Raw genomic sequence first — 22,022 nt, 5'->3', positions numbered from 1 at the left:
CATTCTGGGGGTATTGACAGGAGTAGCATTCTCCTTTAGCTTATTTATTAGCCAGTTATTGGCAAAGACGATCCCAGTTAAAGGAGTCAAGATTTTAAAAAAGCCCGCTGCAGGGAACTGAAGCGGGCTTTTTGCTTTTCATGCGCCTGCGCCTGCGCGAATCCCAATATGATTTTGATGCGATAGGTTAGCGGGAAAAATATTTACGAGCAGATCCAAACTGTAGTCTCTAATCCAGGATATCGAGGGTTAGCGCCAGCAAAGCAGTCCAGTATCTTTGTCCGTTACGCCCAGCCAGGAAAAATGTTGGGATTCAAAACACCGACCGAAACGCTGGACGCTATGTTGCAGTGACCGTCTGAATCCACAGCATTGCTTTTCAGGGGATTACCAAATAATTTAATTTTGGGGAGGTGAATGTTTCACCTCCCTAATATGTACATCTAGTATTAGAAATAAATAAAACCAAGCAGGGTTTTATTTTATCCCTAACTAATTCGAGTCGTCATTTTTATTTAGCGAATCTCGATAACGCTGCTGCTCAACAATATTGAGGTTTGGATCAAGTAGAACACTAGCCCCCTTCACAGCAATATCATAATCAATTTGAGTTTGTGTTTCATATTCCTTTGATGGCTTGTAATAATCTGGTTGTGTGCTTGATGATGACACAGAAGAACCATAGTAAGTCTTATCCCCAGCACAGCAAATATAAACCATCAGGCAGGCAAACAAGAAGAAAATTGTCCATGTCGCGTTGTATCCATTAAGCATGTATCCATCACTGTTCCCAAATGAAAACACGCCATGAAATCTTACGGCGTAGACAATCAGGAACGATGACAGAATCACAGCCCTACTTTTCCCAATGGATAAATGCTTACGTACAAATTTTATCGTAGGTATCAGCATTACCACAAACAACCCAAAAGCAGCAAAGACCAGCCATACAGGGAACAGTCCGTATTTTTGCGTCATGTTTTGCGATAGTGTCATCAACGACAGAACCAAGAAAACAGAAAGCAGATAGAGCCTGAAAGCCATCGATACCTTCACCTGCTTTTGTGTCTTCTTGAGAAAAAGTACCGGGGCAATTGCTGGTATGTTTATCAGTGAACCAATGAAAATCGCCCAATATATATAGTTCATAGAAGTTTTCCCCTAAAATTAACGCGCCTGCCAGCCATTATTGGTTTTAACGAGCACGATTCGGGTTTCTTCTGGCTCTGCCATCCCCTTAACGCCAGCAAAAGCTTTTTTATCAACCCAACCCGGAACACCGTCCAGTTTCCATGTATAAGTCACCTGTGTCATTTTAACGCCAGCGCCCTCGCTCGGTTCAGTCCAGTTTTTGATTTCTGCAACAACGCGATGACCAACACAAGCACCGATTTTTCTGTCCCAAAATTCGACATCTTGACCTTTATCCGTAACCTCCAGAACATCGACGCTGTTAAAACCGTTAGGTTGCTGTGAAACATTGAGCAGGCCCTGATTAGCAAGCCCCTTCAAAATTTCATCACTGGAACTGTATCCGGCAGAACGGTAACCACGGTTAACCCGAATGGGAAAACCTTTGTTGAATGCGATATCGTTGTTTTGAAGTGAGAAGCATACATTGGATTGCGATATTTTCGCGTTGATAGCCTTTTCAAAATTGCCTTTATCACCACATCCCGTTAGAGCCAGTACCGTGCCAGCCACGAGTAAAATCTTCTTCATTCCCTGTCCTTTATGATGATGAATCCTGCTGTTTTGAGGTAGTTCTCCTATGCCAATAAAAGATGCAAAAAGTTCTAATAGGCATTGGCCAACAATATACATCCTTAACCAATTGATATAATTCAGTTAATTTTACCGCTCGTCATATCGTTTGTACCAATCAAAAACAAAACTATGATAGTTTTTAACTATCATAAAATCAATTTAGAACGATGAAAATAATTAACAAAATAGATCAATAAAGCATTATTAATCGTTACACACTATCAATATATAATTATATATCTATTATAGCGATCATTTTGTTTGAGATCAGTTTTCGGCGTGGTATGCTTTTTCCGCAAGAACAGAAGCGTCGGTAAGAGAAACAACCAATCCAGAAGCTTCTTTAGTAAAAATTAAACGCAATTAGGTCATTGGCATGGAGACAGGCAAAGTGGAAGCTTTTCTTATCATATTTTTAGTGGTGGCCTTTATTATTGTCATGACCACCTTTGATATACAAAAAAAGAAGTACTACAATACAATTACACAAGTATTAGACGGCGATACTTTATCGTATGAATGTCAGAAAACAGGTATTTCCATTGATACCAAACAGCGCACTATTCGGCTATTCAATGCAGAAAAAGATAAAGTTTATTCTTATAACAACATCAGGGAAATTAACTACACGTTATCCGAAGCAGGGAAATATTATGGCAATGGCACTTTGCGCGGTATGAATAATGCTGCCATTGTTAATGGAAAAGAAAAATTTTTAGCTAATCAGCGTTCAGGGATAACTATCTTAACCGATGACATCCATTATCCTTCATGGAAAATAAACATACCTATTGTGAATAAAGAACCTGCGGGTAATCAGGGACTTTGTGAACGTTGGGTATTAGTCTTTCAGAAATATGTTTTATAGACATATGATGATTTAATTTCAGGCACAAGATGGTGATCTTGCCTCTTACAGCTTGCACCACTTATGGCAACAAATCCCTGAAAGTTACCGATTCGGCGGCATTCCTAGGTTAACCCGGCAGGCAGAGCGTTCCCCTAAAATGCTGCAGAAAAAATTCGACGTACAAACGAATCTTTGGCAACTGCTGGCGGTCAACAAAAGTCAGAATATGCACCGGCCTCGCCAGCGGTTGATACTCAGGCAGCAACGGTATTAGCCGACCCTGGCTCAAATCTTCTGCCAGAAGAACCTCTGGCTGCATTAACATTCCCAGCCCGTTTAACGCTGCGCTTCGCAAAGCTTCACCATTATTGACAGCCATAACGATATTCACCGGCACCCAGTTCAGGCCAACGAATGCTGTGGGCGGAATAGAGATCGTGTTTGTCTACAATCACTTTTTCATCCGCCATTTCTCGCATAAGAGTATCGTATACTGGTCGCAGTAAGCATATGAGCCACACCATGAAAGCCGAGGCTGCACCATGTATTCGGTAATGCGCTCGGCTTTGCCTTCACCGATAGTTGGATTGCAGGTCAAACGTAAGCGTCACGCCCCATCGAGCGCAGCATCGCCATCCTGACCCCGCCAGGGTCAGAAATGGACGGTCAAAACGGCTTTTACACTGTGATCCGTTGCGTTGTTGGCGATTTGCGCGGCATAGTTTATCCCGACGCTGACGCTTTTGCCGATCGCCACTTCAGCACCACCGCTCAGAATTGCCGCATGACGGGCCAACGGCGCGCCTGTGAGCGTAAAATCATCGCCGTGGGTAAAGGCTTCACGACTGTCGATATCGGTATTGCCCAGCGCATTGCGCCAGCCGAGAGTGGCATAGGGCAAAATCTGCACCGCTCCCAACGGGAAAGACGACGCAAGATGCACCCCGATCGTACTGAAGCTGACGTCGTTATTCTGCCGCCGAGCGTTGAGTGCGGCGGCGCTGCCGCTTTCGCTGAATCCACCGGTGCGCAAGTGGGTGTGATCCACGCCAACAAAGGGCTGCACAAAGGTCGAACCGGCACCGATATCGTAGCCCAGTTCGGCGAAAGCCTGCATGCTGGCGGCACGGTAGTCAGAGTCAAGATGTTCCGACACACCGGTGTAGTTGACCGTACGACTGGCATCAATATCATGCCGGCCGTACGCCGCGCCGGTTTTCAGGCTGAGCGCGCCCCACTGGGCATCGCTGTATAACCCAACATGGATATTATTACTGTCAGAGGAACCGCTGCGACCATCGATATTGGCTGAACTTCTGCCGCCGCCGACCAGGCCACCCAGCCGCCAGACGCTATTTACCGGCATATCGACGCCAACCAGCACAGTATGGGCATCGGTATTCAAACGCCCTGTCGTTGCCGTGCTGTCGAGATAACCCGAACCGTCCAGCGCCTGTAGCCACACCGTACTGTCTTGTCCCATATCGGCCTGTAGCCGATCCTGTGCCACAGGGGCTCGCTGGTCATGGCTTGTAGCATGCATCTGCGCCGACCAGAGACGATCGCGCATGGTGTTGGTCACGGTCTGATCGAGCTGGATCAGCGCGCTTTTGGTCGAGGCATGAATCTCATCCGTCAGGGAGGTGAACATGTCCCTGGCGCCAACGGTGTCGGATAACGCAATCTGATTCCACAAGCTGTTGCCGGCCCCCAGGCTTTCTATCCCCTGAGCAGTGGCGCGCTGATTCGGATTGGTCACCACATCGTCGAACGCGGTGTTGTTGCGCACCAGATTCAGCGTAACGTTTTGTGCGCCGTATTGCACCACAGGATTCAGAAAGATGGAATTAAGCGTAGGGCTGGCGAAAGCACCGTTTATCCCACCCGTGGCGCTTAAGATCTGTAATGGCACCAGCGGATCCAGCAACTGGCTCATGTCAAGACTGAGCTGAGCGCCGTTGATATTCGCCACCCCCGCCACGTTGACGCGGTCCGCAGCGCCCGCCGGCGTGAACTGAACCTGATAAATCGCCCCCGCATCCAGGTTCAGATCGCCATTAACGGTAAGCAGCCCGACCGAATTACCGGGCGCCAGGATGCCGCCGTTCTCGATATGCGTGCTGCCGACCGTGCCGTTGCCACCCAGTGTGGCACCCGAATTGACCGTTACAGCGGACCTGGCCAGGCTGCCGTTAACCGCAAGCCGCCCCTGCCGTACCTGTGTAATGCCTGCAAAGCCGCTGTTCGCGGTGAGATTCAGCGAACCAGCACCCGTCTTGATCAGCGTGCCCTGCCCGGCCAGGATATTATCCATGCTGTTGTCGACCGATTGGTCGAGCTTTAAGGTCCCGTTTGTGCCGATGGTGATGGTGCCACTGCCAAAAGCCAGAGCGTAGCCGGTTAAGGTACCGCCTTCGACGGCCGTGCCGCCGGTATAGGTGTTGTCGCCGCTGAGTATCAACTCGCCGGTGCCTTGTTTTACCAGCCCGCCGCTGCCGCTGATGTCGTTACGCCAGGCATCCCTGGCGTTAAATCCGCCCAGCTCAGTACGCATATCAACGGTTACGGTATTATTAAACGCCCCATAGCCGTCGCCGGCGGCGAACAGGTTAAGCCGGCCGTAGCCACCGCTTTCATCAATTACGGCATAGCCTGAGGAGATCTCGGTACTGGCCAATATCTCGCGGCGCTGGGCGGCCCCCAGATAAGGGAAACGTGTTTCCAGCAGTACTTCGGCATTTAAGGGTACCACCGGTGCCAGGTCGGTGGGGCCGATAGGCGTAAAACCGTAGGTCATGCGGTCGGTATAGGTCGTTTTATCCTGGGCGTGGGCGGAAAAACGATCGGTGGCGGGATCAATCTGCTCTGCGCAGTTATTGATATCGCCGCCGCATTGGCTGGTGAAATACGCCAGCGCCTGCGCTCGGGAATCGGCTTTCACCTGGGTGTTATCTGGATTACTGAGGTTATCGATCGCGAAATAGGTTGCGGTAATGCGTCCACCTATCACATCCAGCGGCGAATGCATGCCGGCTTCAATACGGTTGTCGCCTAATTGAGAGGCCCGCAGCAGCAGGCTGTCGAAACGCTCGGGAATGGCATAGGCCAGCGCAATCGACGAAAGATAGGCAGCATTTGTGTGGCCGCTGGGGAAACCCGAATCCGATGCCGGTGTGGTGCTGCGTTCGGGTTTCAGGGAGTCAGCGACAATGTCTTCGTCCGTCTGTCGCCAAGGCCGGGGATACAGATAATGGTTTTTGGCCGGCGTGGTGGAGGCGTCGTTACGCAGTGCCGAGACCAGTCGCACCACGTTGCCCAACGCCGAATCGCTATTTCCCGCGCCATTGCCTGCATCGTTGTATTGCACGGTTTTGGTGGTGTCATCAAAGACAGGGATAGTAGTAAAGGCGCCGGAACCGGCCAGGTAACCGTTGGTCAGAGAACCCAGCCCGCTGATAACACTATAGCTCTGGTTACGCCGGTCGTCATAATAGGCCGCGATTTCCTGCTGTTCGGTGCGGGTGCGGGCGCGATCGATGACATATTGAATATTATAGGCCAACAGCGGCGCGCCCAGCGCCGTCGGCGCGCCGGTATTCCAGGTCGCGCCGGTGATCCACAGTTTACTGAAACCCGAGAGGAGATCGACCCCGTTAATCGCATTATCACCAGCACGGCTTGCGCCATGTGCCGGAACGGCGGCCAAGGCAACCGCGACGACAACAAACGCGGCGGGACGCATACATAGTGGCATGTTCATTGTTACTTCATCCTTTAAGCATAAAACGTGGGTAATTCGTAAAGATGCGTAAAGAATGAGTAAATAATAAGTAATTTTAATTACGATTTGATTACTTTTTACCCATTTGATTGCTATACGCTGGCACCGGTGTTATTCAGCTCCGACCCTCGTCCCCGCTAGTAGCCATGTGCTTGCAAGATGAAGATGAAAAAATCGTTATAGGCGTCAGCCTTACAAATGGATGATTTATGTTCAGTGGTGCTCTAACGTTGATGACTGGCTTGGTTTCAGATCAACTGGAGTCCGAGGTCTATTTTGCATATCACAGCCTACGGCGCCGCAGTTGGCTTAGCGAGTAAATGTCATCGTTTTGAATTCATTTTGTCCGGTTCGCAAAATATGATTTGGGCGCACCCCATGAAGGAACGACTGAGCATAGTTTGCTCGAAGTGGCGTCGCGCACCCGGCAAATAGATCTGCATCATATGGTGCCTGCCACTCGAACGACAAAAGCAAGTGTAGCGCCATGATACTAAGCTATTTGGATGAGCAACCAGATTCAAGCAAGTTAATGAATAAATAACAACAAGTGATTTATTACACAATTCATTCTTTGATGTTTTTTATTTAAAATAACAACACTTTCATTCATGTTAATTCCAGTAAAAGACTTTAATAAAAAATACAACAAAACGTCACATATCAAATAACCTTACTCAACTGCTTTATATTATTTCTTATTGATGTTATATGATATCAAAGTTATAAAAATCATATACTCATTAACCACTATTTTATGGTCTTTCACGCCAACACTTATGATGCCGTATTAAATTTTAAATTCATGGAGATAAAACATGAATCCATTGCAAGGATATAATGCACAATGAATAACCGCAACAAAAAATCCTTTTCTGTATTCTTTTCTAAATTCATTAAAATTATGCGTTAAGATTAGACTCAACTAAAAAAACAAGTGTGGTAAATTAAGCGCATTGTTTATCAATTAAACATGAATTACCTTGACATAGTTTAGTGTTAATGAGCATTTGTGTTTTCACAATGATGGGGATACACTCTGAAATAATTCTAAAATTTCACGCATAATGAAAATTATATACGGGCCCGAATAAACCGATTTAGTGGAGCACACAATGTTACAAAATACACAGCCCGTAGATATCAATAAAATCATATCACGCCTTCCTCACCGTTATCCTTTCTTAATGATTGACCGCATTATTTCAATGCGCAATGATGTTAACGGCATGCACGTTAAAGCGATTAAAAATGTTACCAATAATGACTCTGTTATACCCGCCGGTTCCAATTTATCGACTGTATTCCCCGCGGTCCTGATTATTGAATCTATGGCACAGGCGACGATTTTCCTCGCACAGCATATCTTAGGCGAAACGCATTCTGATGAAGTATACTATTTTGCTGCCATTAATAGAGCCCGCTTTTATCATGCTGTTTATCCCGGCGATCAGTTATATCTTGATGTTTCATTCATTCGTAAAAGAGGGAGAATAATACAACTGGCCGGTGTGGCAACTGTGTTGGATAAAAGGGTTTGTACCGCGACATTCATGTGTGTTCGAGCATAATTTTCCACTTAGCGAGATCCGCCGTAAACCCTCGCCCAATGTGAACTGCATCCGCAAATGTGTAATTCTGCTGACGAAGTCGGACATGCCCTTGATGATCAATTTACACTCGGGGTTATTGATTTGAGAGCGCGTGTTTTCCCGTCTCGCGTGAGTGTTTGTCATTACTGGTATCATTGGTCTGTCTGATGAAATGACCAACATGTCGTCACAGCTGCAATAGTGGTTAAGGCTAAAGCATAGTGAGCGTCAATCTGAAGGATTTCCCCAGGATTGCTTTGCAGGTATACAACCTCGATGCCGTTCATCCGGATATAATTATTTCCGTACTGGCAGACCTGCATATCAGCACAGTCCTGGATGCTGCCAGGTTACATCGCGCTTCACTGAAAAATCTCCCCCCGTTCAGCCCGGATGATTATCTGAACTGTCGATTGCATCAGCAACTACCCGAGACCCTTTCCCGACGCCGGCGGCTAACCAGGCAGAGTTTGATCGGCCGTGGCGCGCATGGGGTTCTGTACCCGGGCTAAAATCGAGGGTTAGCGGCAGGGAAACAGACGTTTTTATCAAGAGGAGTCATGATGTTAGAAAAGCCCATCAGGGAACTGAAGTGGGCTTTTTGCTTTCCACTATACTGTCCCCTCAAAAACGCTACCCTGACACAGCAAAGCCAAAGTGAGTGCTATCGGGTAAATCAAGATAACCTAGACATCTGGAATACTGCTCAGCTCATTTCGCAGCCAACAATGTCAGCAATGTTTTCGTAAAAAAAAGATATCATACAACTTTTAAAGTTGTGATCCGCAGCACTTTTTACTTTTTCCATTTAATCAATATTATTAATATCCGGAAGCGGATGACTTAAAATATCCATAAAAATTAATTTAAGCTCTATTAAAGTTATCGTCCATAAAAATGGGGTTGATATGTTTAATAAAAAAGTAGTGTTAAGTAGTTTGGCGTTATCCTTGATGCTGGGCTCGACAACAGCAATGGCCAAAACTGTATTTATTGCTTCAGATGTTCATCCTGCTGATTACCCGACAACCGAAGCCGTCATCCATATGGGTGACAAATTAAGTGCACAAACTGAAGGTCGCCTATCCATAAAGATGTTCCCAAGCAGCCAAATGGGGGATGAAAATACTACCCTAGAAAAAACGCGTGTTGGCGCAATCGATATTGTTCGTGTATCTATGGGCCCTGTCGGTGGCATTCTGCCTCAAGTGGGTGTATTTAATCTGCCCTTTATCTTCCGCGATACTGAGCATTTACACCATGTGTTGGATGGCAAGATTGGCCAGGATCTTAGTGAGAAAATTACCAATAGCAATCTGGGGTTAGAATTCTTAGGTTGGATGGATGCGGGTTCCCGTAGCTTGATAACCAAAAAACCGGTGAAAGATCTGGCGGATCTACGCGGTGTAAAAATTAGACTGCAAAATAACCCAATTGGTCTTGATGCATTTAAAGCTATGGGTGCGAACCCTGTGGTATTAGCTACTGGAGATGTTTTTGCTAGTCTACAAACCGGTGTTATCGATGCCGCCGAAAACAACGTGCCAACATTTGACTCAGAAAACTACGTTGTCGCAGGGACGAAGTATTATGATATGACTGAACATTTTATGATCCCTGAAGTGCTGGCATTTTCAAAGAAAAAATGGATTAAATTGTCACCATCAGATCAACAACTAATAATGAAGCTGGCTAAAGAAGCACAAGCTGAAGAGCGCGTGTTATGGACTGAGTATGATGCAAAATCAACGAAAAAGCTGAAATCTGAAGGTGTAGAATTTATCAAGGTAGATAAAAAACCTTTTGTCGATGCTACTGCACCAGTACGCGAAAAATACGGTAAACAATATAGTGCCCTGGTCAAGGAAATTCAAGACACCAAATAATAACATACGATTCCAATAAGATTTTTTCAGAGGTGACTAATGAAGACTATTTATATCCTTGCAATGGATTGTGTCTACCGTCTTTGTATATGGCTTTCTGGTATTAGCTTGTTATTTATGACCTTTATTTATCTTGTTGGAATCTATGCACGTTTTCGTCCAGACTTTCCAAAATGGTTAAGTTTTTTACCCTATGGTTCAACCAGTTGGCCTGAACCATTATCACTAATTTGTATGATTACTTTCTCATTCGTGGGTGCAGCAGCGGCCTACCGTGCTGGTGGGCATATTGCCATTACCATGTTGGCAGACAGAGTACCGGCAACCATTAAAAAAGGTATTGATCTGTTTGTTAATATCGCAATGCTCATCATCTGTGTGTTTATTATTCGCTGGGGCGTTCTAGGATGTATGGATGCTTGGTATGACATCGTTCCTTCATTACCCTTCCTGACGTCAGGCATGACCCATATCCCTATACCGATAGGCTCTTTTTTCACGCTTTTGTTTGTGTTAGAAAGAATTCTCTATGGCTCACAAGCAGACAGAGAATTAGTCCAGTTTGGTTCAACAACCATCGGCCATTAAAAAGGAATAAACAGCGTGGATATGACGTTAGTAATTTTCATGGTGACATTTGTCGTTCTAATGGCTGTTGGCATGCCCGTGGCTTACGCTGTGGGTCTTACGGCAGTTATAGTGACAGCAATTGCTGGTTATTCCCTTGATGGATTGATTATTACCATTTTTCACAGTACCGATAATGTAAACCTTCTTACAATCCCATTTTTTGTATTTGCGGGTGCCATTATGGCCGAAGGAGGAATGGCACGGCGGCTTGTAGATTTTGCTGGGCTATTTGTCGGTTGGATCCGCGGTGGACTTGCACTAGTGAATATTCTAGCCTCAACGTTATTCGGTGCAATTTCAGGCTCATCTGTTGCAGATACCGCCTCCATTGGTTCAGTGTTGATTCCTGAAATGGAACGCAAAGGTTATCCGCGTACATTTAGTGCTGTACTTACTGCAAGCGCATCAGTACAAGCTATTTTAGTTCCGCCTAGCCATAATTCAGTATTATTTGCAATTGTCGCGAATACTGCAGCGGTAACGATCCCTGGAATGTTTCTGGCAGGAATTGTTCCTACGCTGGTTCTTTGTGGCTCATTGATCGTCATGTGTCTGATTTCAGCTAGAAGAAATAACTACCCGAAACAAGACAAAATAGAGTTCAAACGTAAAATCAAGATAGCACTTGATGCTTTCTGGGGGTTAATCACTATAGTGATTATTTCCGGAGGGATACTTTCTGGTTTCTTCACACCCACTGAATCTGGCGCCATTGCCTGTATTTGGGCACTTTTTGTCACGTTTTTTATCTACCGGGAATACAAATTTAGTGATTTACCTAAACTGATTCACCGCACAATTAAGACCGTAACCATGGTGATGGTACTGATTGCCTTTGCTGCGGCATTTGGTTCAGTGATGACACTAGTGGGTCTACCACAGCAGATATCCAGTGCGTTGATTTCGCTTTCAAATAACAAATATGTCATCTTGTCGATCATCAATGTCATGCTATTGTTGCTCGGACTCCTGATGGATATGGCACCATTAATCCTGATCCTCACACCGATTCTATTACCTGTGGTCATTCAACTTGGTATCAACCCCATCCATTTTGGGATTATCATGATGACTAATCTTGGCATTGGCTTGATTACACCTCCTGTAGGGTCGGTCTTGTTTGTCGCGAGTGCTGTCAGTGGATTGAAAATAGAACAGGTGGTGAAAGCCATGATACCGTTCTATTTTGTACTATTAATCGTGCTATTGATGATTACGTATTTGCCATTTCTATCACTTTGGTTGCCTTCTCACTTCCATTAATCAAGGAATGGCGAACTCATCCCTTTGGCAAGGCTTCCGGGGCGTTAACGTTGACGCTACGATACTGAGGGGAAGACCATTATTTTCGTCCTGTCATGATGCTCTAAATGTGGACATTTAGGTGGTTTTGGCAGGATGACCGTTCTGATTTTGCCGTGGTCTGGCCATCATAAATGTCCCACTCCCCCTGATGAAAAATCGAGGCGAAAACTATCCTAGCATAAGCGGCTTGCCGCGATAAATTTTGTGCTTACCGCGCGGACAAAGCCCCTTTAAAAGAATGTTATGGATTTGTGATACTGCGCATCCGGACCTTCGTCTTACTGCCACGATTTGGCCACCAGTGGCAATAGCGCAAAGGCGGCGTTTACTGCCAGGATCTAGAGTCATGATAATTCCCTGTAGCTGGGGTGATGATCATCAGCTGGAGTAAACACCATGACCTTTAAAAAAATACTCAGTTGTGCCCTTATGGCATCCTGCTTCGCACTAGCGGGACAGGCTTCGGCCGAAATCAAAATCGCGCTAGTGGCGAAATCACTGGGCAATGGTTTTTTCGAGGCAGCAAACGTCGGGGCACAGCGGGCCGCCAAGGAGTTGGGCGATGTTAAAGTCATTTATACCGGGCCTACCACCACCACGGCGGAAGCGCAGATAGAAGTGCTCAACGGACTGATTGCGCAAGGGGTGGATGCCATTGCGGTGTCGGCAAACGATCCGGACGCTCTGGTACCGGTGCTGAAAAAAGCCATGCAGCGCGGGATAAAAGTGGTTTCCTGGGATTCCGGCGTGGCCAAGGAGGGGCGCCAGATCCATCTTAATCCATCCAGTAACGACCTGATTGGCCAGATGAATGTCCAACTGGCAGCCGACGCCATCAAAGCCCTGGGTCTGCAAAAAGGGGATACGGCCATATTAAGCGCCACACCCACCTCCACGAACCAGAATCTGTGGATTGCGGAAATGAAAAAGGTATTGCCGCAATATCCTGCGGTAAACCTGGTTGCGGTGGCCTATGGAGATGACCTGTCGGATAAAAGCTATCGCGAAACCATCGGCTTGCTCAAGACCTACCCCAATTTGAAGGTGATCATTTCCCCGTCTTCCGTCGGCATCGTCGCTGCGGCGCAAGCGGTGAAGGATCAGGGCAAAATCGGCCAGGTTTACGTGACCGGACTGGGCCTACCGTCGGAAATGGCCGGCGCAGTTAAATCCGGCGCCACCAAAAGTTTCGCCATTTGGAACCCTATCGATCTCGGTTATGCGGCGACCTATATCGCTTATGATTTGGTGAAAGGCAAAACCACCGCCACCCAAGCCAGCATGGGGAAACTGGGCAACGTGCAATTGGACGCCGATGGCAATGGCGCCATGGCAAAACCGTTTATCTACGACGCCAGCAATATCGATCAATTCGCCAAAATATTCTAATGCGCTCACCGGCTATGCCGCACCATAGCAGAGCCGGTGATTAACGGCAGCAATAAGGTAGTGCGGAGAACGCGATGACCGATTCCATACCGTTATTATCACTACAGGGGATCACCAAAATTTTTCCGGGGGTGCATGCGCTCGAACACGTCCGGCTTGATCTTTATCCCGGCAAAGTGACGGCACTCATTGGTGAAAACGGCGCGGGTAAATCAACGCTGGTCAAAGTCATGACCGGCATTTACCAGCCGGATGAAGGGGAAATCCTATATAAAAATATCCCGGTGAAACTGGTCAATCCGCAATCCGCCCATAAGCTCGGCATTACGGCCATCCATCAGGAAACCGTGCTGTTTGACGAGCTGTCGGTGACGGAAAATATCTTTGCCGGGCATTATCTGCAGCGCGGTTTATTCAACCGCCTGGATTGGCCGGCCATGCAGCGCAAAACCGAAGAAATTCTGACCCGACTGGACGTGCAGATTGACCCGCGCGCCGTATTAAAAGAATTAAGCATTGCCCAGCGCCATATGGTGGCCATCGCCCGCGCCCTGTCGTTCGACGCCCAGGTGGTGATCCTCGACGAACCGACCGCAGCGCTGTCGCAGCACGAAATAATCGAATTTTATCAAATCATTGCGCGGTTAAAACAGGAAAATAAAGCGATTCTGTTTATCTCCCATAAGTTTGACGAGATTTTCGCCATTTCAGACTATTACACCATACTGCGCGACGGCAGCTATATCGGCTCTGGTCATATCAGCGATATAACCGAGGCCAGAATGGTCACCATGATGGTTGGGCGGGAAATCAGCCAGACCTACCCCAAACCCGCCCAGACGCCAGGTGAAACCGTGCTGCAAGTCGTCGGGCTGAGCCATCCGACTGAATTTTCCGCCATCAGTTTTTCGCTGCGCAGAGGGGAAATTTTGGGTTTCTATGGCCTGGTCGGCGCCGGACGCACCGAATTAATGAAAGCCCTATTCGGTGTAACCCCGCCCAGTCGGGGGCAAATTTTGATCGGCGGGCAAGCGCGGCATTTCGCCAATCCCTCCGAGGCGATCGCCGCCGGTATCGTGTATGTGCCGGAAGAGCGCCAGCAGCAGGGGACGATTATCGCGCTGCCTATCTATCAAAATATCAGCCTGCCGCAACTGAGCCGACTTAATCCGCACGGCATTCTGAATGAAAACAAAGAGTGGGCACTGGCCGACGAATACGCCAGACGCCTGCAGGTAAAAGCGTTTAGCTGGCGACAATCGGTAGAGACGTTATCCGGCGGCAATCAACAAAAAGTGGTGATCGGCAAATGGCTGGCGACCCAGCCGCAAATCATTATTCTCGATGAACCCACCAAAGGCATTGATATCGGTTCAAAAGCCGCGGTGCATCAATTTATGGCGGAGCTGGTAGCGCAAGGGCTGGCGGTGATCATGGTGTCTTCGGAGCTGCCTGAAATCATGGGCATGGCGCACCGGATTATAGTGATGCACGAAGGCTTGCTGGTGGGGGAATTCAAGGCCGGGGAAGCGACGGCGGAAATGATAGTGAGCGTCGCCAGCGGCGCCAGCGAGGATGTGGCGTAATCATGAAAAATCTACTCAAACACCGCGAAGGGTTCCTGGCCGTGGTTATCTTGTTGATGATTCTGGGGGTCGGCAGCCGGTCGCCGGAATTTATCACCCCAGGCAATCTCCTGGACATGTTCAACGATACCTCGATCCTGATTATTCTGGCCCTCGGGCAGATGATGGTGCTACTCACCAAAGGCATCGATTTATCCATGGCAGCCAACCTGGCGCTGACCGGCATGATAGTGGCGTTATTAAACTTTCATCACCCGGAACTGCCGGTCTGGCTGCTGGTGATCATCGCTACGGCGGGCGGTTTGCTGATGGGGGCCATTAATGGCCTGCTGGTTTGGCGACTGGGCATTCCGTCGATTGTCGTCACCCTTGGCACCATGAGCATTTACCGTGGCATCATTTTTTTGCTCTCCGGCGGCGGCTGGGTCAACGCCCACCAAATGAGCCCACAGTTCCTTAGCCTGCCGCGGACCCGATTTCTGCATCTGCCTATGTTGGGGTGGTGCGCAATAGCCGCGCTGATCGCAGTGGGCTATTTTATGCGTTACAGCCGTACCGGGCGCGCGTTATACACCGCCGGCGGCAACGCCACTGCTGCCTATTACACCGGCATTAATGCCGGCAAAATGCAGTTTATCAGTTTCTGTTTATCCGGCACGCTAGCCGGGTTCTGTGGTTATTTGTGGATCACCCGGTTTGCTGTGGCCTATGTGGATGTGGCCAATGGTTTCGAATTGCAAATCGTCGCCGCCTGCGTTATCGGTGGCATCAGCACCATGGGCGGCATCGGTACCGTACCGGGCTGCCTGCTGGGGGCACTGTTTTTGGGGGTGATCAATAACGCCCTACCGGTGATCGGCGTATCGCCATTTTGGCAAATGGCGATTTCCGGCGCCGTGATCGTCATTGCCGTGATCATGAATGAACGGGCCAATAAACGTAAGGGGCGGTTGATCCTGCGCAACGCCGTCCTGATGCCGCCGCCCGCCGCCCCTGGACCCGATAGCAATAAGAGGCCGGTATCATGAATAAGACCCTTGTCTCACCCACACATCCCGAATCCGCGCCGCCGCAGCATAACGCTTTTTGGTGGCGTTTTGTCAGTTGGGAAGGTTTTTTGCTGGCAGTGACGATGGCGGTATTCGCCATAAACGCCGCCGCGTCCCCCTACTTCCTCAATATCTGGAACCTGTCGGATGCCACATTTAATTTTACCGAAAAAGCGATTATCGTGCTGCCGATGGCGATGCTGATTATCGCCCGGGAAATCGATCTGTCGGTGGCGTCAACGATGGCGCTGAGCTCCACCATCATGGGCTTTTGCGCCCAGGCCGGGCTGGCCACTCCCTGGCTGGTCTGCGTTGGATTGGGGGTCGGGCTGCTATGCGGTGCCATTAACGGCCTGCTGGTGACACGTTTAAATTTGTCCTCCATCGTTATCACCATCGGCACCATGAGTTTATTTCGCGGCATCACCTACGTATTGCTGGGCGATCGGTCAATTAGCCACTATCCGGCCAACTTTGCCTATTTTGGTCAAGGCTATGTATTCGGCGCACTGTCGTTTGAGTTCGCGTTATTTATCCTGCTGGCGCTGCTGTTTTACGGCTTGCTGCATAAAACCAATTTTGGCCGTCGGACCTTTGCTATCGGCAATAATCCCGTCGCGGCTTATTATTCCGGCATCAATGTAAAACGCCATAATCTTATTTTATTTGTGCTGGTGGGGTTATTGTCCGGCCTGGCGGCGGTGCTGCTGACGTCCCGCTTGGGCAGCACCCGACCCACTCTCGCCCTGGGCTGGGAACTCAACGTGATCACCATGGTGGTGCTGGGCGGGGTGAGCGTGCTGGGCGGGTCGGGCAGCATGATCGGCGTGATTATCGCCGCCTTCCTGATGGGACTGGTGACCTTTGGCCTGAGCCTGCTGAACGTGCCGGGCATCGTCATGTCCATTATTGTCGGACTGATGCTGATAGTGGTGATCTCGCTGCCGATCCTGACCCGGCGTTTTATGGCGCGCAAACGATAATACCCGTGGGTCTGGCGCCCATGCATCGCTTTGCCCGATAGAGATTGATCGTCATCAAGGGAGAACACGGGTAATGATCGTATTGTATGACAAATCATAATACGAGCATTGGGGCATGAAAAACTTCTTAACCGAGCTACTACATCAAAAAATTACCCGCCGCGACGCCATGAAAGACGCCGCAAAAATCAGTGCCGCCGTGGCCATCTCCAGTTCGATTACCCTCCCCTTCGCTGCCAGCGCGCAGCAGCCCGGCCAGGTTAACAGTGGCGATATGACCGCCGGCGAAACGGTTAGACATAGCGCCTGCCTGGTAAACTGCGGTAGCCGCTGCGCATTAAAAGTGATCGTCAAAGACGATCGCATCGTACGGATTGAACCAGAGGACAGCAAAGACGATAACGTCTTCGGCGAGCACCAGATTCGTCCTTGCCTGCGCGGCCGAGCCAACCGCTGGCGCGTCTATAGCCCCGATCGTCTTAAATACCCAATGAAACGGGTAGGTAAGCGCGGCGAGGGCAAATTCAAGCGCATCACCTGGGAGGAAGCTACCGCCCTGGTAGCTTCGGAGCTGAAACGGGTAATTGATAAATACGGCAATGAAGCGGTCTACTATAATTATCAGTCCGGTGCTTATTACCAGACTCAGGGTACCCCGGCCTGGAAACGACTGCTGAATATGGCGGGCGGGTACCTTAATTATCACAACACCTATTCCAACGGGCAAATCCTGGCGGCGACCCCATATAGCCAGGGAAAATACGTCGGCAGTCATTTCAGCGAAATCCATCACTCGGATATGGTGCTGTTTTTTGGCGTCAATCTGTCTGAAACCCGGATGTCCGGCGGCGGGCAGGTTGAGGAAATGCGCCGGGCACTTGAAGCGTCCCAGGCAAAGGTCGTCATTGTCGATCCCCGTTATACCGACTCGGTGATCACCGAACACGCCGAATGGCTCCCCCTGCGTCCCACTACCGACGGAGCGCTGGTGGCCGGCCTTGCTTATACCCTGATAACCGAAAGTCTGATCGATGAAGCACAGGTGAATCGCTATTGCGTGGGTTTTGACGCGACCACCCTGCCCGCTTCCGCCCCGGCCAACGCCAGTTATAAAGACTATATCCTTGGAAACGGCGACGATCGGATAGTTAAAACGCCGGAATGGGCCGCGGAGATCACCGGCATCCCGGCGATACGCATCCGCCAGCTGGCGCGTGAAATCGCCGGTGCGCGGGCATGTTATATTTGCCAGGGCTGGGGCCCGCAGCGCCACGCCAACGGCGAACAAACCTCGCGCGCCATCCAGATGTTACCCATGCTAACCGGCCACTTCGGCCGCCCCGGCACCAACAATGGCAATTGGCCTGAGGCCACCGAGTACGGCGTGCCGTCGCTACCCACCGGTAAAAATCCGGTTAAAATGTCGATCCCCTGTTATTTGTGGACCGACGCCATTGCCACGCCGGAAAAAATGACCGCCACGACAATGGGCGTCCAAGGGGGCGATAAGCTGAACGTCGGCATCAAATTTATTTTGAACCAGGCCGGCAATGTCCTGATTAACCAGCATGGCGAAATCAACCGCACCCGAAAAATCCTGGAAGACGATACCTTGTGCGAAACCATCGTCGTGATCGATAACCATATGACCGCCAGCGCCAAATTCGCCGATATCCTGTTGCCGGAAACCAGCTATCTGGAAGCGGAGGATTTAGTGGATAACTCCTATGCCTCCGGCTCGTACAATTATATGATCGCCATGCAAAAAACCATTACGCCTATGTGGGAAGTGCGCAGCACCTATGATATCTGCGCCGATATCGCCGACCATTTTGGTCTGCGCACCCGCTTTACCGAGGGCCGGACACAGTCCCAATGGATAGAAAAAAACTATCAGCAAGTCAAAGCCAACCGGCCTTACCTGCCTGATTGGAGCGTAGCCAAAAACCTGGGGGTGGTCGATCAACAGATCGCCACGGAAAAACAAAGCATCGCCTTTGCGGATTTCCGTCAGGATCCCCAGACGTATCCGTTGGCCACGCCATCGGGAAAAGTTGAAATTTACTCCGCAGCGCTGGCAAAACTGGCCGCGTTATGGATCTTGCCGCCGGGGGAAAGAATTTCAGCGATACCGGATTTTTGCCCGGCCCCGGAATCTCATCTCAATAAAGCGATGACGGCGAAGTTTCCGTTACAACTTACGGGGTTCCATACCAAAGGACATACCCACTCCACATACAATAATGTGCCGCAACTGCATGAGGCGGTGCCTGACGAAGTTTGGATCAACCCCATCGATGCCCAGGCGCGCAATATTCAATCCGGTGACCGGGTCAGAATTTTTAACGACCGCGGCATCCTGGAAATTGGCTGCAAGGTCACCAACCGCATTCTTCCCGGGGTAACGGCTATGCCGCAAGGGGCCTGGAACCGACGCAACGCGCAAGGAGTAGATATCGGTGGCTGTATTAATACTCTGACCAGCCACAACCCGTCGCCGCTGGCCAAGGGCAATCCGCAACATACCAATCTGGTAGAGATACAGCGCGTCTGATGAGGAATATTAACCAATGAAACAATACGGCTTTTATGTGGATTCCTCCCGTTGCTCCGGCTGTAAAACCTGTCAGGTGAGCTGCAAGGATAAAAAAAATCTCGATGTGGGTCCCAAATTCCGCCGGGTGTATGAATATGGCGGCGGTGCCTGGGTCAAAGAGGGCAATGCCTGGCAAAATAATACCTTTACCTATTATCTTTCCATTGCCTGTAATCACTGCGACAATCCCGCCTGCGTCGCCGGCTGCCCTACCGGCGCGATGTATAAGCGTGAAGAGGATGGCCTGGTGCTGGTCAACGATGAACTTTGCGTTGGCTGCCGCTATTGCGAGATGCGTTGCCCTTACGGTGCGCCGCAGTTTGATCATCAAGCCAAGGTCATGCGCAAATGCGATGGCTGCCTGGACAGGCTAGAGCAAAATCTGAAGCCGATTTGCGTGGAATCTTGTCCGCAGCGCGCGCTGGATTTCGGTCCCATTGACGAACTGCGTGACAAATATGGCACGGAAAATGAAATTGCCCCGCTGCCGTGCGCGCAACTGACGTATCCCAACCTGATCGTCAAACCGCATCCCAATGCCCGCCGAACCGGCGATAAGGAAGGCGCGGTGCTCAATCCCAAGGAGATCTCCAATGCATGAGTTGCCTCTGGTGTTTTTCACCGTCTTTACCCAAAGCGCCATTGGGGCCTTTATTGTGCTGCTTATCGCGGGATTATGCCGACATATCAACGCGCGCAGGCTGGCAACGGGGCTATTCGGCGCGATGTGTCTGTTCGTGGCGGCACTGATGATAAGTACATTCCATCTCGGCCAGCCGCTGCGGGCAATCAATACCCTGTTCGGCGCTGGACGCTCGCCCATGAGCAACGAAATCGTATTGGCCGGGATGTTTTGCGCGCTCGGCGGCATCGCTGCTCTGGGGATGTTGATTAATCGGGGAGCGCAAACGGCATTTTTGTGCCTAGCCTGGCTGGCGGCGCTGGTCGGACTGGGTTTCCTCGCGGCCGTTACCCGGGTCTATCAGTTGTCTACCGTTGCCACCTGGGCGAGCAATTACACCAGCGCCATCATGCTGTTGACCGCCTTTATCGGCGGCGGCGCCCTGGCCGCCGCCCTTGGAGCCCGGCGCCTGGGCATCGGGCTCAGCCTGGTGGCGACGCTTATCAGTCTGTGCCTGCGCCCAGGTTATATCGCCATGTTAATGAGTGCCGATAGCGCTCTGGCGACGGCGCAACTGGCCTGGTTCAGCGCCCAGTTGATCCTGCTGTCGATCGGCGTGGTGGGCGGCATCATTAATTTGCGCCGCATCCCATTACCCGGCCTGGTCACCGCCTGCGCCCTGGTGGTGATAGCCGGCGAACTGGCTGGGCGCATCGCCTTTTATAATCTGTGGGCCATCCCCATGTAAGCGCTGTCCGGCGGTCGGGGGTCCCCCGGGCCGCCTTTTCCCCATGGAGAATTGCCGTGACATCTGTTGCCGTATTACCCCGCCTGCTGGGCGCTTTGTTTTATTATTCCCCCGGGACACCGGAAATTGACAACGTCGGCGTCGAACTCGGCCGGTTGCCGGATCTGTATCCATGGGTCGATAAACACGCGCTGACGGTGTTGTGCGCTCAGTGGGTTTTGCCAGCGGCCGATGATTTCAACTATCAGTTTTCGGTGCTGTTCGAGGGCCAGGGTGAAATGAGCGCGCCGCCCTGGGGATCGGTTTATCTGGATCAAAAAAATCTGCTGATGGGCGATTCATTGGCGCGCTACCGGACATTCCTCCGGCAACAGGGGTTATCCTTCAGCGGTCAGCATAACGAACCCGAGGATCAGTTCGGACTGATGCTTCTGGCCCTGGCCTGGCTGCTGGAACAAGATAATAACGGGGCGGCGAAGGTGTTGCTGGAGCAGCATTTGCTGCCCTGGAGCGGTCGCTATTTAACCCTACTGGCGGCAAATACGGTAAGCGATTTTTATGCACGACTGGCCCGCATCGCAGACATATGGCTGCAGGACTTACGCCAGCGCTACGATTTACATTCCACCGCACCGCGTCTGTATTTTTGAGAACCGCATAACATGGATAAATCGGCTCTGTTTTATCATGAATATCTTACACACCGGCAGGCAAGCCGGCGAGGATTATTGCGTGGATTGTTGAGTGCGTCGCGCAAGACGCTGGTTCCGATCGCGGCATATCCACCAGGACCGGCACGCCCGCCGGGCGCATTACCCGAAAATATATTTCTCAGCCGCTGCGATCAATGCCAAGGCTGCGTCGAGTGTTGTCAGCCCGGCGTATTGGTACGCGATGACGACGGATATCCGCGCCTGAACATCGAGTATGCCGCCTGTACCGCCTGCGGCGCATGTATCGACGTCTGCACCGGCGAAGCCCTGCTTGCCCAGACGCGATTCGATACCGGGCTACGCCCGGTACTTAACGCCGCTGCCTGCATCAATCCGCGCAGCCGCTGCGGGCTTTGCGCCGCCGTCTGTCCTACCCAGGCGCTGACCATCGGCCAGGGAAACGGCCTGCCGTCGGTTGACGAGCAACGCTGCAACGGCTGTGGTGAATGCCTGATTCAGTGTGCAGATCGCGCTATTAGTCTCGAATCACCGTCCCCGGTCAGGACATAATCAGCCCACCGTCGA

The 22,022-nt window shown here is 50.3% G+C and carries 18 protein-coding genes and 1 pseudogene; 15 read left to right on the top strand and 4 right to left on the bottom strand.

The features are described 5' to 3' along the window. Positions 1-492: 492 nt before the first annotated feature. Both SJI19_RS16535 and SJI19_RS16530 read right to left on the bottom strand, forming a co-directional pair. On the bottom strand, positions 493-1,149 hold the full coding sequence (locus SJI19_RS16535) for a hypothetical protein (protein ID WP_323479364.1): 657 nt from the start codon (positions 1,147-1,149) through the stop codon (positions 493-495). 18 nt (positions 1,150-1,167) lie between these two features. Continuing rightward, positions 1,168-1,722 carry a membrane lipoprotein lipid attachment site-containing protein gene (locus tag SJI19_RS16530; protein ID WP_323479363.1) on the bottom strand — a complete coding sequence of 185 codons (555 nt, stop codon included), beginning with the start codon at positions 1,720-1,722 and terminating at the stop codon, positions 1,168-1,170. A 436-nt stretch (positions 1,723-2,158) separates the two neighbouring features. On the opposite strand from SJI19_RS16530, the gene SJI19_RS16525 reads away from it, so the two are divergent. Next, positions 2,159-2,635: a DUF4755 domain-containing protein gene (locus tag SJI19_RS16525; protein ID WP_323479373.1), complete on the top strand. Its 477-nt coding sequence runs from the start codon at positions 2,159-2,161 to the stop codon at positions 2,633-2,635. A 109-nt stretch (positions 2,636-2,744) separates the two neighbouring features. Here SJI19_RS16525 and SJI19_RS16520 read toward each other — a convergent pair. Both SJI19_RS16520 and SJI19_RS16515 read right to left on the bottom strand, forming a co-directional pair. After that, positions 2,745-3,014: pseudogene (locus SJI19_RS16520) on the bottom strand (LysR substrate-binding domain-containing protein); the annotation flags it as partial. A gap of 255 nt (positions 3,015-3,269) precedes the next feature. Further along, positions 3,270-6,377: an autotransporter domain-containing protein gene (locus SJI19_RS16515; protein WP_323479362.1), complete on the bottom strand. Its 3,108-nt coding sequence runs from the start codon at positions 6,375-6,377 to the stop codon at positions 3,270-3,272. A gap of 1,136 nt (positions 6,378-7,513) precedes the next feature. Between SJI19_RS16515 and fabZ the strand changes: the two genes are divergently transcribed. From fabZ to napF, 14 genes are all read left to right on the top strand, one after another. Next, on the top strand, positions 7,514-7,969 hold the full coding sequence (fabZ, locus tag SJI19_RS16510) for a 3-hydroxyacyl-ACP dehydratase FabZ (protein ID WP_323479361.1): 456 nt from the start codon (positions 7,514-7,516) through the stop codon (positions 7,967-7,969). A 242-nt stretch (positions 7,970-8,211) separates the two neighbouring features. After that, complete coding sequence (locus tag SJI19_RS16505) at positions 8,212-8,502, top strand: hypothetical protein (RefSeq protein WP_323479360.1); 291 nt, start codon at positions 8,212-8,214, stop codon at positions 8,500-8,502. Between the two features lie 396 nt (positions 8,503-8,898). Further along, on the top strand, positions 8,899-9,876 hold the full coding sequence (locus SJI19_RS16500; RefSeq protein ID WP_323479359.1) for a TRAP transporter substrate-binding protein: 978 nt from the start codon (positions 8,899-8,901) through the stop codon (positions 9,874-9,876). A 39-nt stretch (positions 9,877-9,915) separates the two neighbouring features. Then, a complete protein-coding gene (locus SJI19_RS16495) occupies positions 9,916-10,464 on the top strand; it encodes a TRAP transporter small permease (RefSeq protein ID WP_323479358.1) in 549 nt (182 codons plus the stop codon). 21 nt (positions 10,465-10,485) lie between these two features. Continuing rightward, positions 10,486-11,769 carry a TRAP transporter large permease gene (locus SJI19_RS16490; protein WP_323479372.1) on the top strand — a complete coding sequence of 428 codons (1,284 nt, stop codon included), beginning with the start codon at positions 10,486-10,488 and terminating at the stop codon, positions 11,767-11,769. 471 nt (positions 11,770-12,240) lie between these two features. After that, positions 12,241-13,200 carry a rhamnose ABC transporter substrate-binding protein gene (gene rhaS, locus SJI19_RS16485; protein WP_323479371.1) on the top strand — a complete coding sequence of 320 codons (960 nt, stop codon included), beginning with the start codon at positions 12,241-12,243 and terminating at the stop codon, positions 13,198-13,200. Positions 13,201-13,274: 74 nt separating this feature from the next. Further along, positions 13,275-14,786, top strand: coding sequence for a sugar ABC transporter ATP-binding protein (locus tag SJI19_RS16480; protein WP_323479357.1), 1,512 nt, complete (start codon positions 13,275-13,277; stop codon positions 14,784-14,786). After that, a complete protein-coding gene (locus SJI19_RS16475) occupies positions 14,786-15,814 on the top strand; it encodes an ABC transporter permease (RefSeq protein ID WP_323479370.1) in 1,029 nt (342 codons plus the stop codon). The genes SJI19_RS16480 and SJI19_RS16475 overlap by 1 nt, the downstream gene beginning before the upstream one ends. Continuing rightward, complete coding sequence (locus SJI19_RS16470; RefSeq protein WP_323479356.1) at positions 15,811-16,818, top strand: ABC transporter permease; 1,008 nt, start codon at positions 15,811-15,813, stop codon at positions 16,816-16,818. Before SJI19_RS16475 ends, SJI19_RS16470 begins: the two co-directional genes overlap by 4 nt. Positions 16,819-16,933: 115 nt before the next feature. Further along, a complete protein-coding gene (locus SJI19_RS16465; protein WP_323479355.1) occupies positions 16,934-19,372 on the top strand; it encodes a DMSO/selenate family reductase complex A subunit in 2,439 nt (812 codons plus the stop codon). Positions 19,373-19,388: 16 nt separating this feature from the next. Further along, positions 19,389-20,015 carry a DMSO/selenate family reductase complex B subunit gene (locus SJI19_RS16460; protein ID WP_323479354.1) on the top strand — a complete coding sequence of 209 codons (627 nt, stop codon included), beginning with the start codon at positions 19,389-19,391 and terminating at the stop codon, positions 20,013-20,015. After that, a complete protein-coding gene (locus tag SJI19_RS16455; RefSeq protein ID WP_323479353.1) occupies positions 20,008-20,784 on the top strand; it encodes a dimethyl sulfoxide reductase anchor subunit family protein in 777 nt (258 codons plus the stop codon). The genes SJI19_RS16460 and SJI19_RS16455 overlap by 8 nt, the downstream gene beginning before the upstream one ends. A 56-nt stretch (positions 20,785-20,840) precedes the next feature. Beyond that, the gene (locus SJI19_RS16450) at positions 20,841-21,434 is read left to right on the top strand and encodes a molecular chaperone (RefSeq protein ID WP_323479352.1); all 594 of its coding nucleotides are present in this window, start codon (positions 20,841-20,843) and stop codon (positions 21,432-21,434) included. 12 nt (positions 21,435-21,446) lie between these two features. Then, positions 21,447-22,007: a ferredoxin-type protein NapF gene (gene napF, locus SJI19_RS16445; protein ID WP_323479351.1), complete on the top strand. Its 561-nt coding sequence runs from the start codon at positions 21,447-21,449 to the stop codon at positions 22,005-22,007. The last annotated feature ends 15 nt before the right edge of the window (positions 22,008-22,022 follow it).

The sequence above is a fragment of the Acerihabitans sp. TG2 genome (assembly GCF_035013185.1).
Classification (GTDB): domain Bacteria; phylum Pseudomonadota; class Gammaproteobacteria; order Enterobacterales; family Enterobacteriaceae; genus Acerihabitans.
The sequence above is the reverse complement of the archived record's forward strand: the minus strand, read 5'-3'. Positions and strand labels throughout refer to the sequence as shown.

What these genes read in the sequence shown, in the direction of transcription:
- SJI19_RS16535 (WP_323479364.1), bottom strand. Translation starts at nt 1,149, where the DNA reads ATGAACTATATATATTGGGCGATTTTCATTGGTTCACTGATAAACATA.
- SJI19_RS16530 (WP_323479363.1), bottom strand. Translation starts at nt 1,722, where the DNA reads ATGAAGAAGATTTTACTCGTGGCTGGCACGGTACTGGCTCTAACGGGA.
- SJI19_RS16515 (WP_323479362.1), bottom strand. Translation starts at nt 6,377, where the DNA reads ATGAACATGCCACTATGTATGCGTCCCGCCGCGTTTGTTGTCGTCGCG.
- fabZ (WP_323479361.1), top strand. Translation starts at nt 7,514, where the DNA reads ATGTTACAAAATACACAGCCCGTAGATATCAATAAAATCATATCACGC.
- SJI19_RS16500 (WP_323479359.1), top strand. Translation starts at nt 8,899, where the DNA reads ATGTTTAATAAAAAAGTAGTGTTAAGTAGTTTGGCGTTATCCTTGATG.
- SJI19_RS16495 (WP_323479358.1), top strand. Translation starts at nt 9,916, where the DNA reads ATGAAGACTATTTATATCCTTGCAATGGATTGTGTCTACCGTCTTTGT.
- SJI19_RS16490 (WP_323479372.1), top strand. Translation starts at nt 10,486, where the DNA reads ATGACGTTAGTAATTTTCATGGTGACATTTGTCGTTCTAATGGCTGTT.
- rhaS (WP_323479371.1), top strand. Translation starts at nt 12,241, where the DNA reads ATGGCATCCTGCTTCGCACTAGCGGGACAGGCTTCGGCCGAAATCAAA.
- SJI19_RS16480 (WP_323479357.1), top strand. Translation starts at nt 13,275, where the DNA reads ATGACCGATTCCATACCGTTATTATCACTACAGGGGATCACCAAAATT.
- SJI19_RS16470 (WP_323479356.1), top strand. Translation starts at nt 15,811, where the DNA reads ATGAATAAGACCCTTGTCTCACCCACACATCCCGAATCCGCGCCGCCG.
- SJI19_RS16465 (WP_323479355.1), top strand. Translation starts at nt 16,934, where the DNA reads ATGAAAAACTTCTTAACCGAGCTACTACATCAAAAAATTACCCGCCGC.
- SJI19_RS16460 (WP_323479354.1), top strand. Translation starts at nt 19,389, where the DNA reads ATGAAACAATACGGCTTTTATGTGGATTCCTCCCGTTGCTCCGGCTGT.
- SJI19_RS16455 (WP_323479353.1), top strand. Translation starts at nt 20,008, where the DNA reads ATGCATGAGTTGCCTCTGGTGTTTTTCACCGTCTTTACCCAAAGCGCC.
- napF (WP_323479351.1), top strand. Translation starts at nt 21,447, where the DNA reads ATGGATAAATCGGCTCTGTTTTATCATGAATATCTTACACACCGGCAG.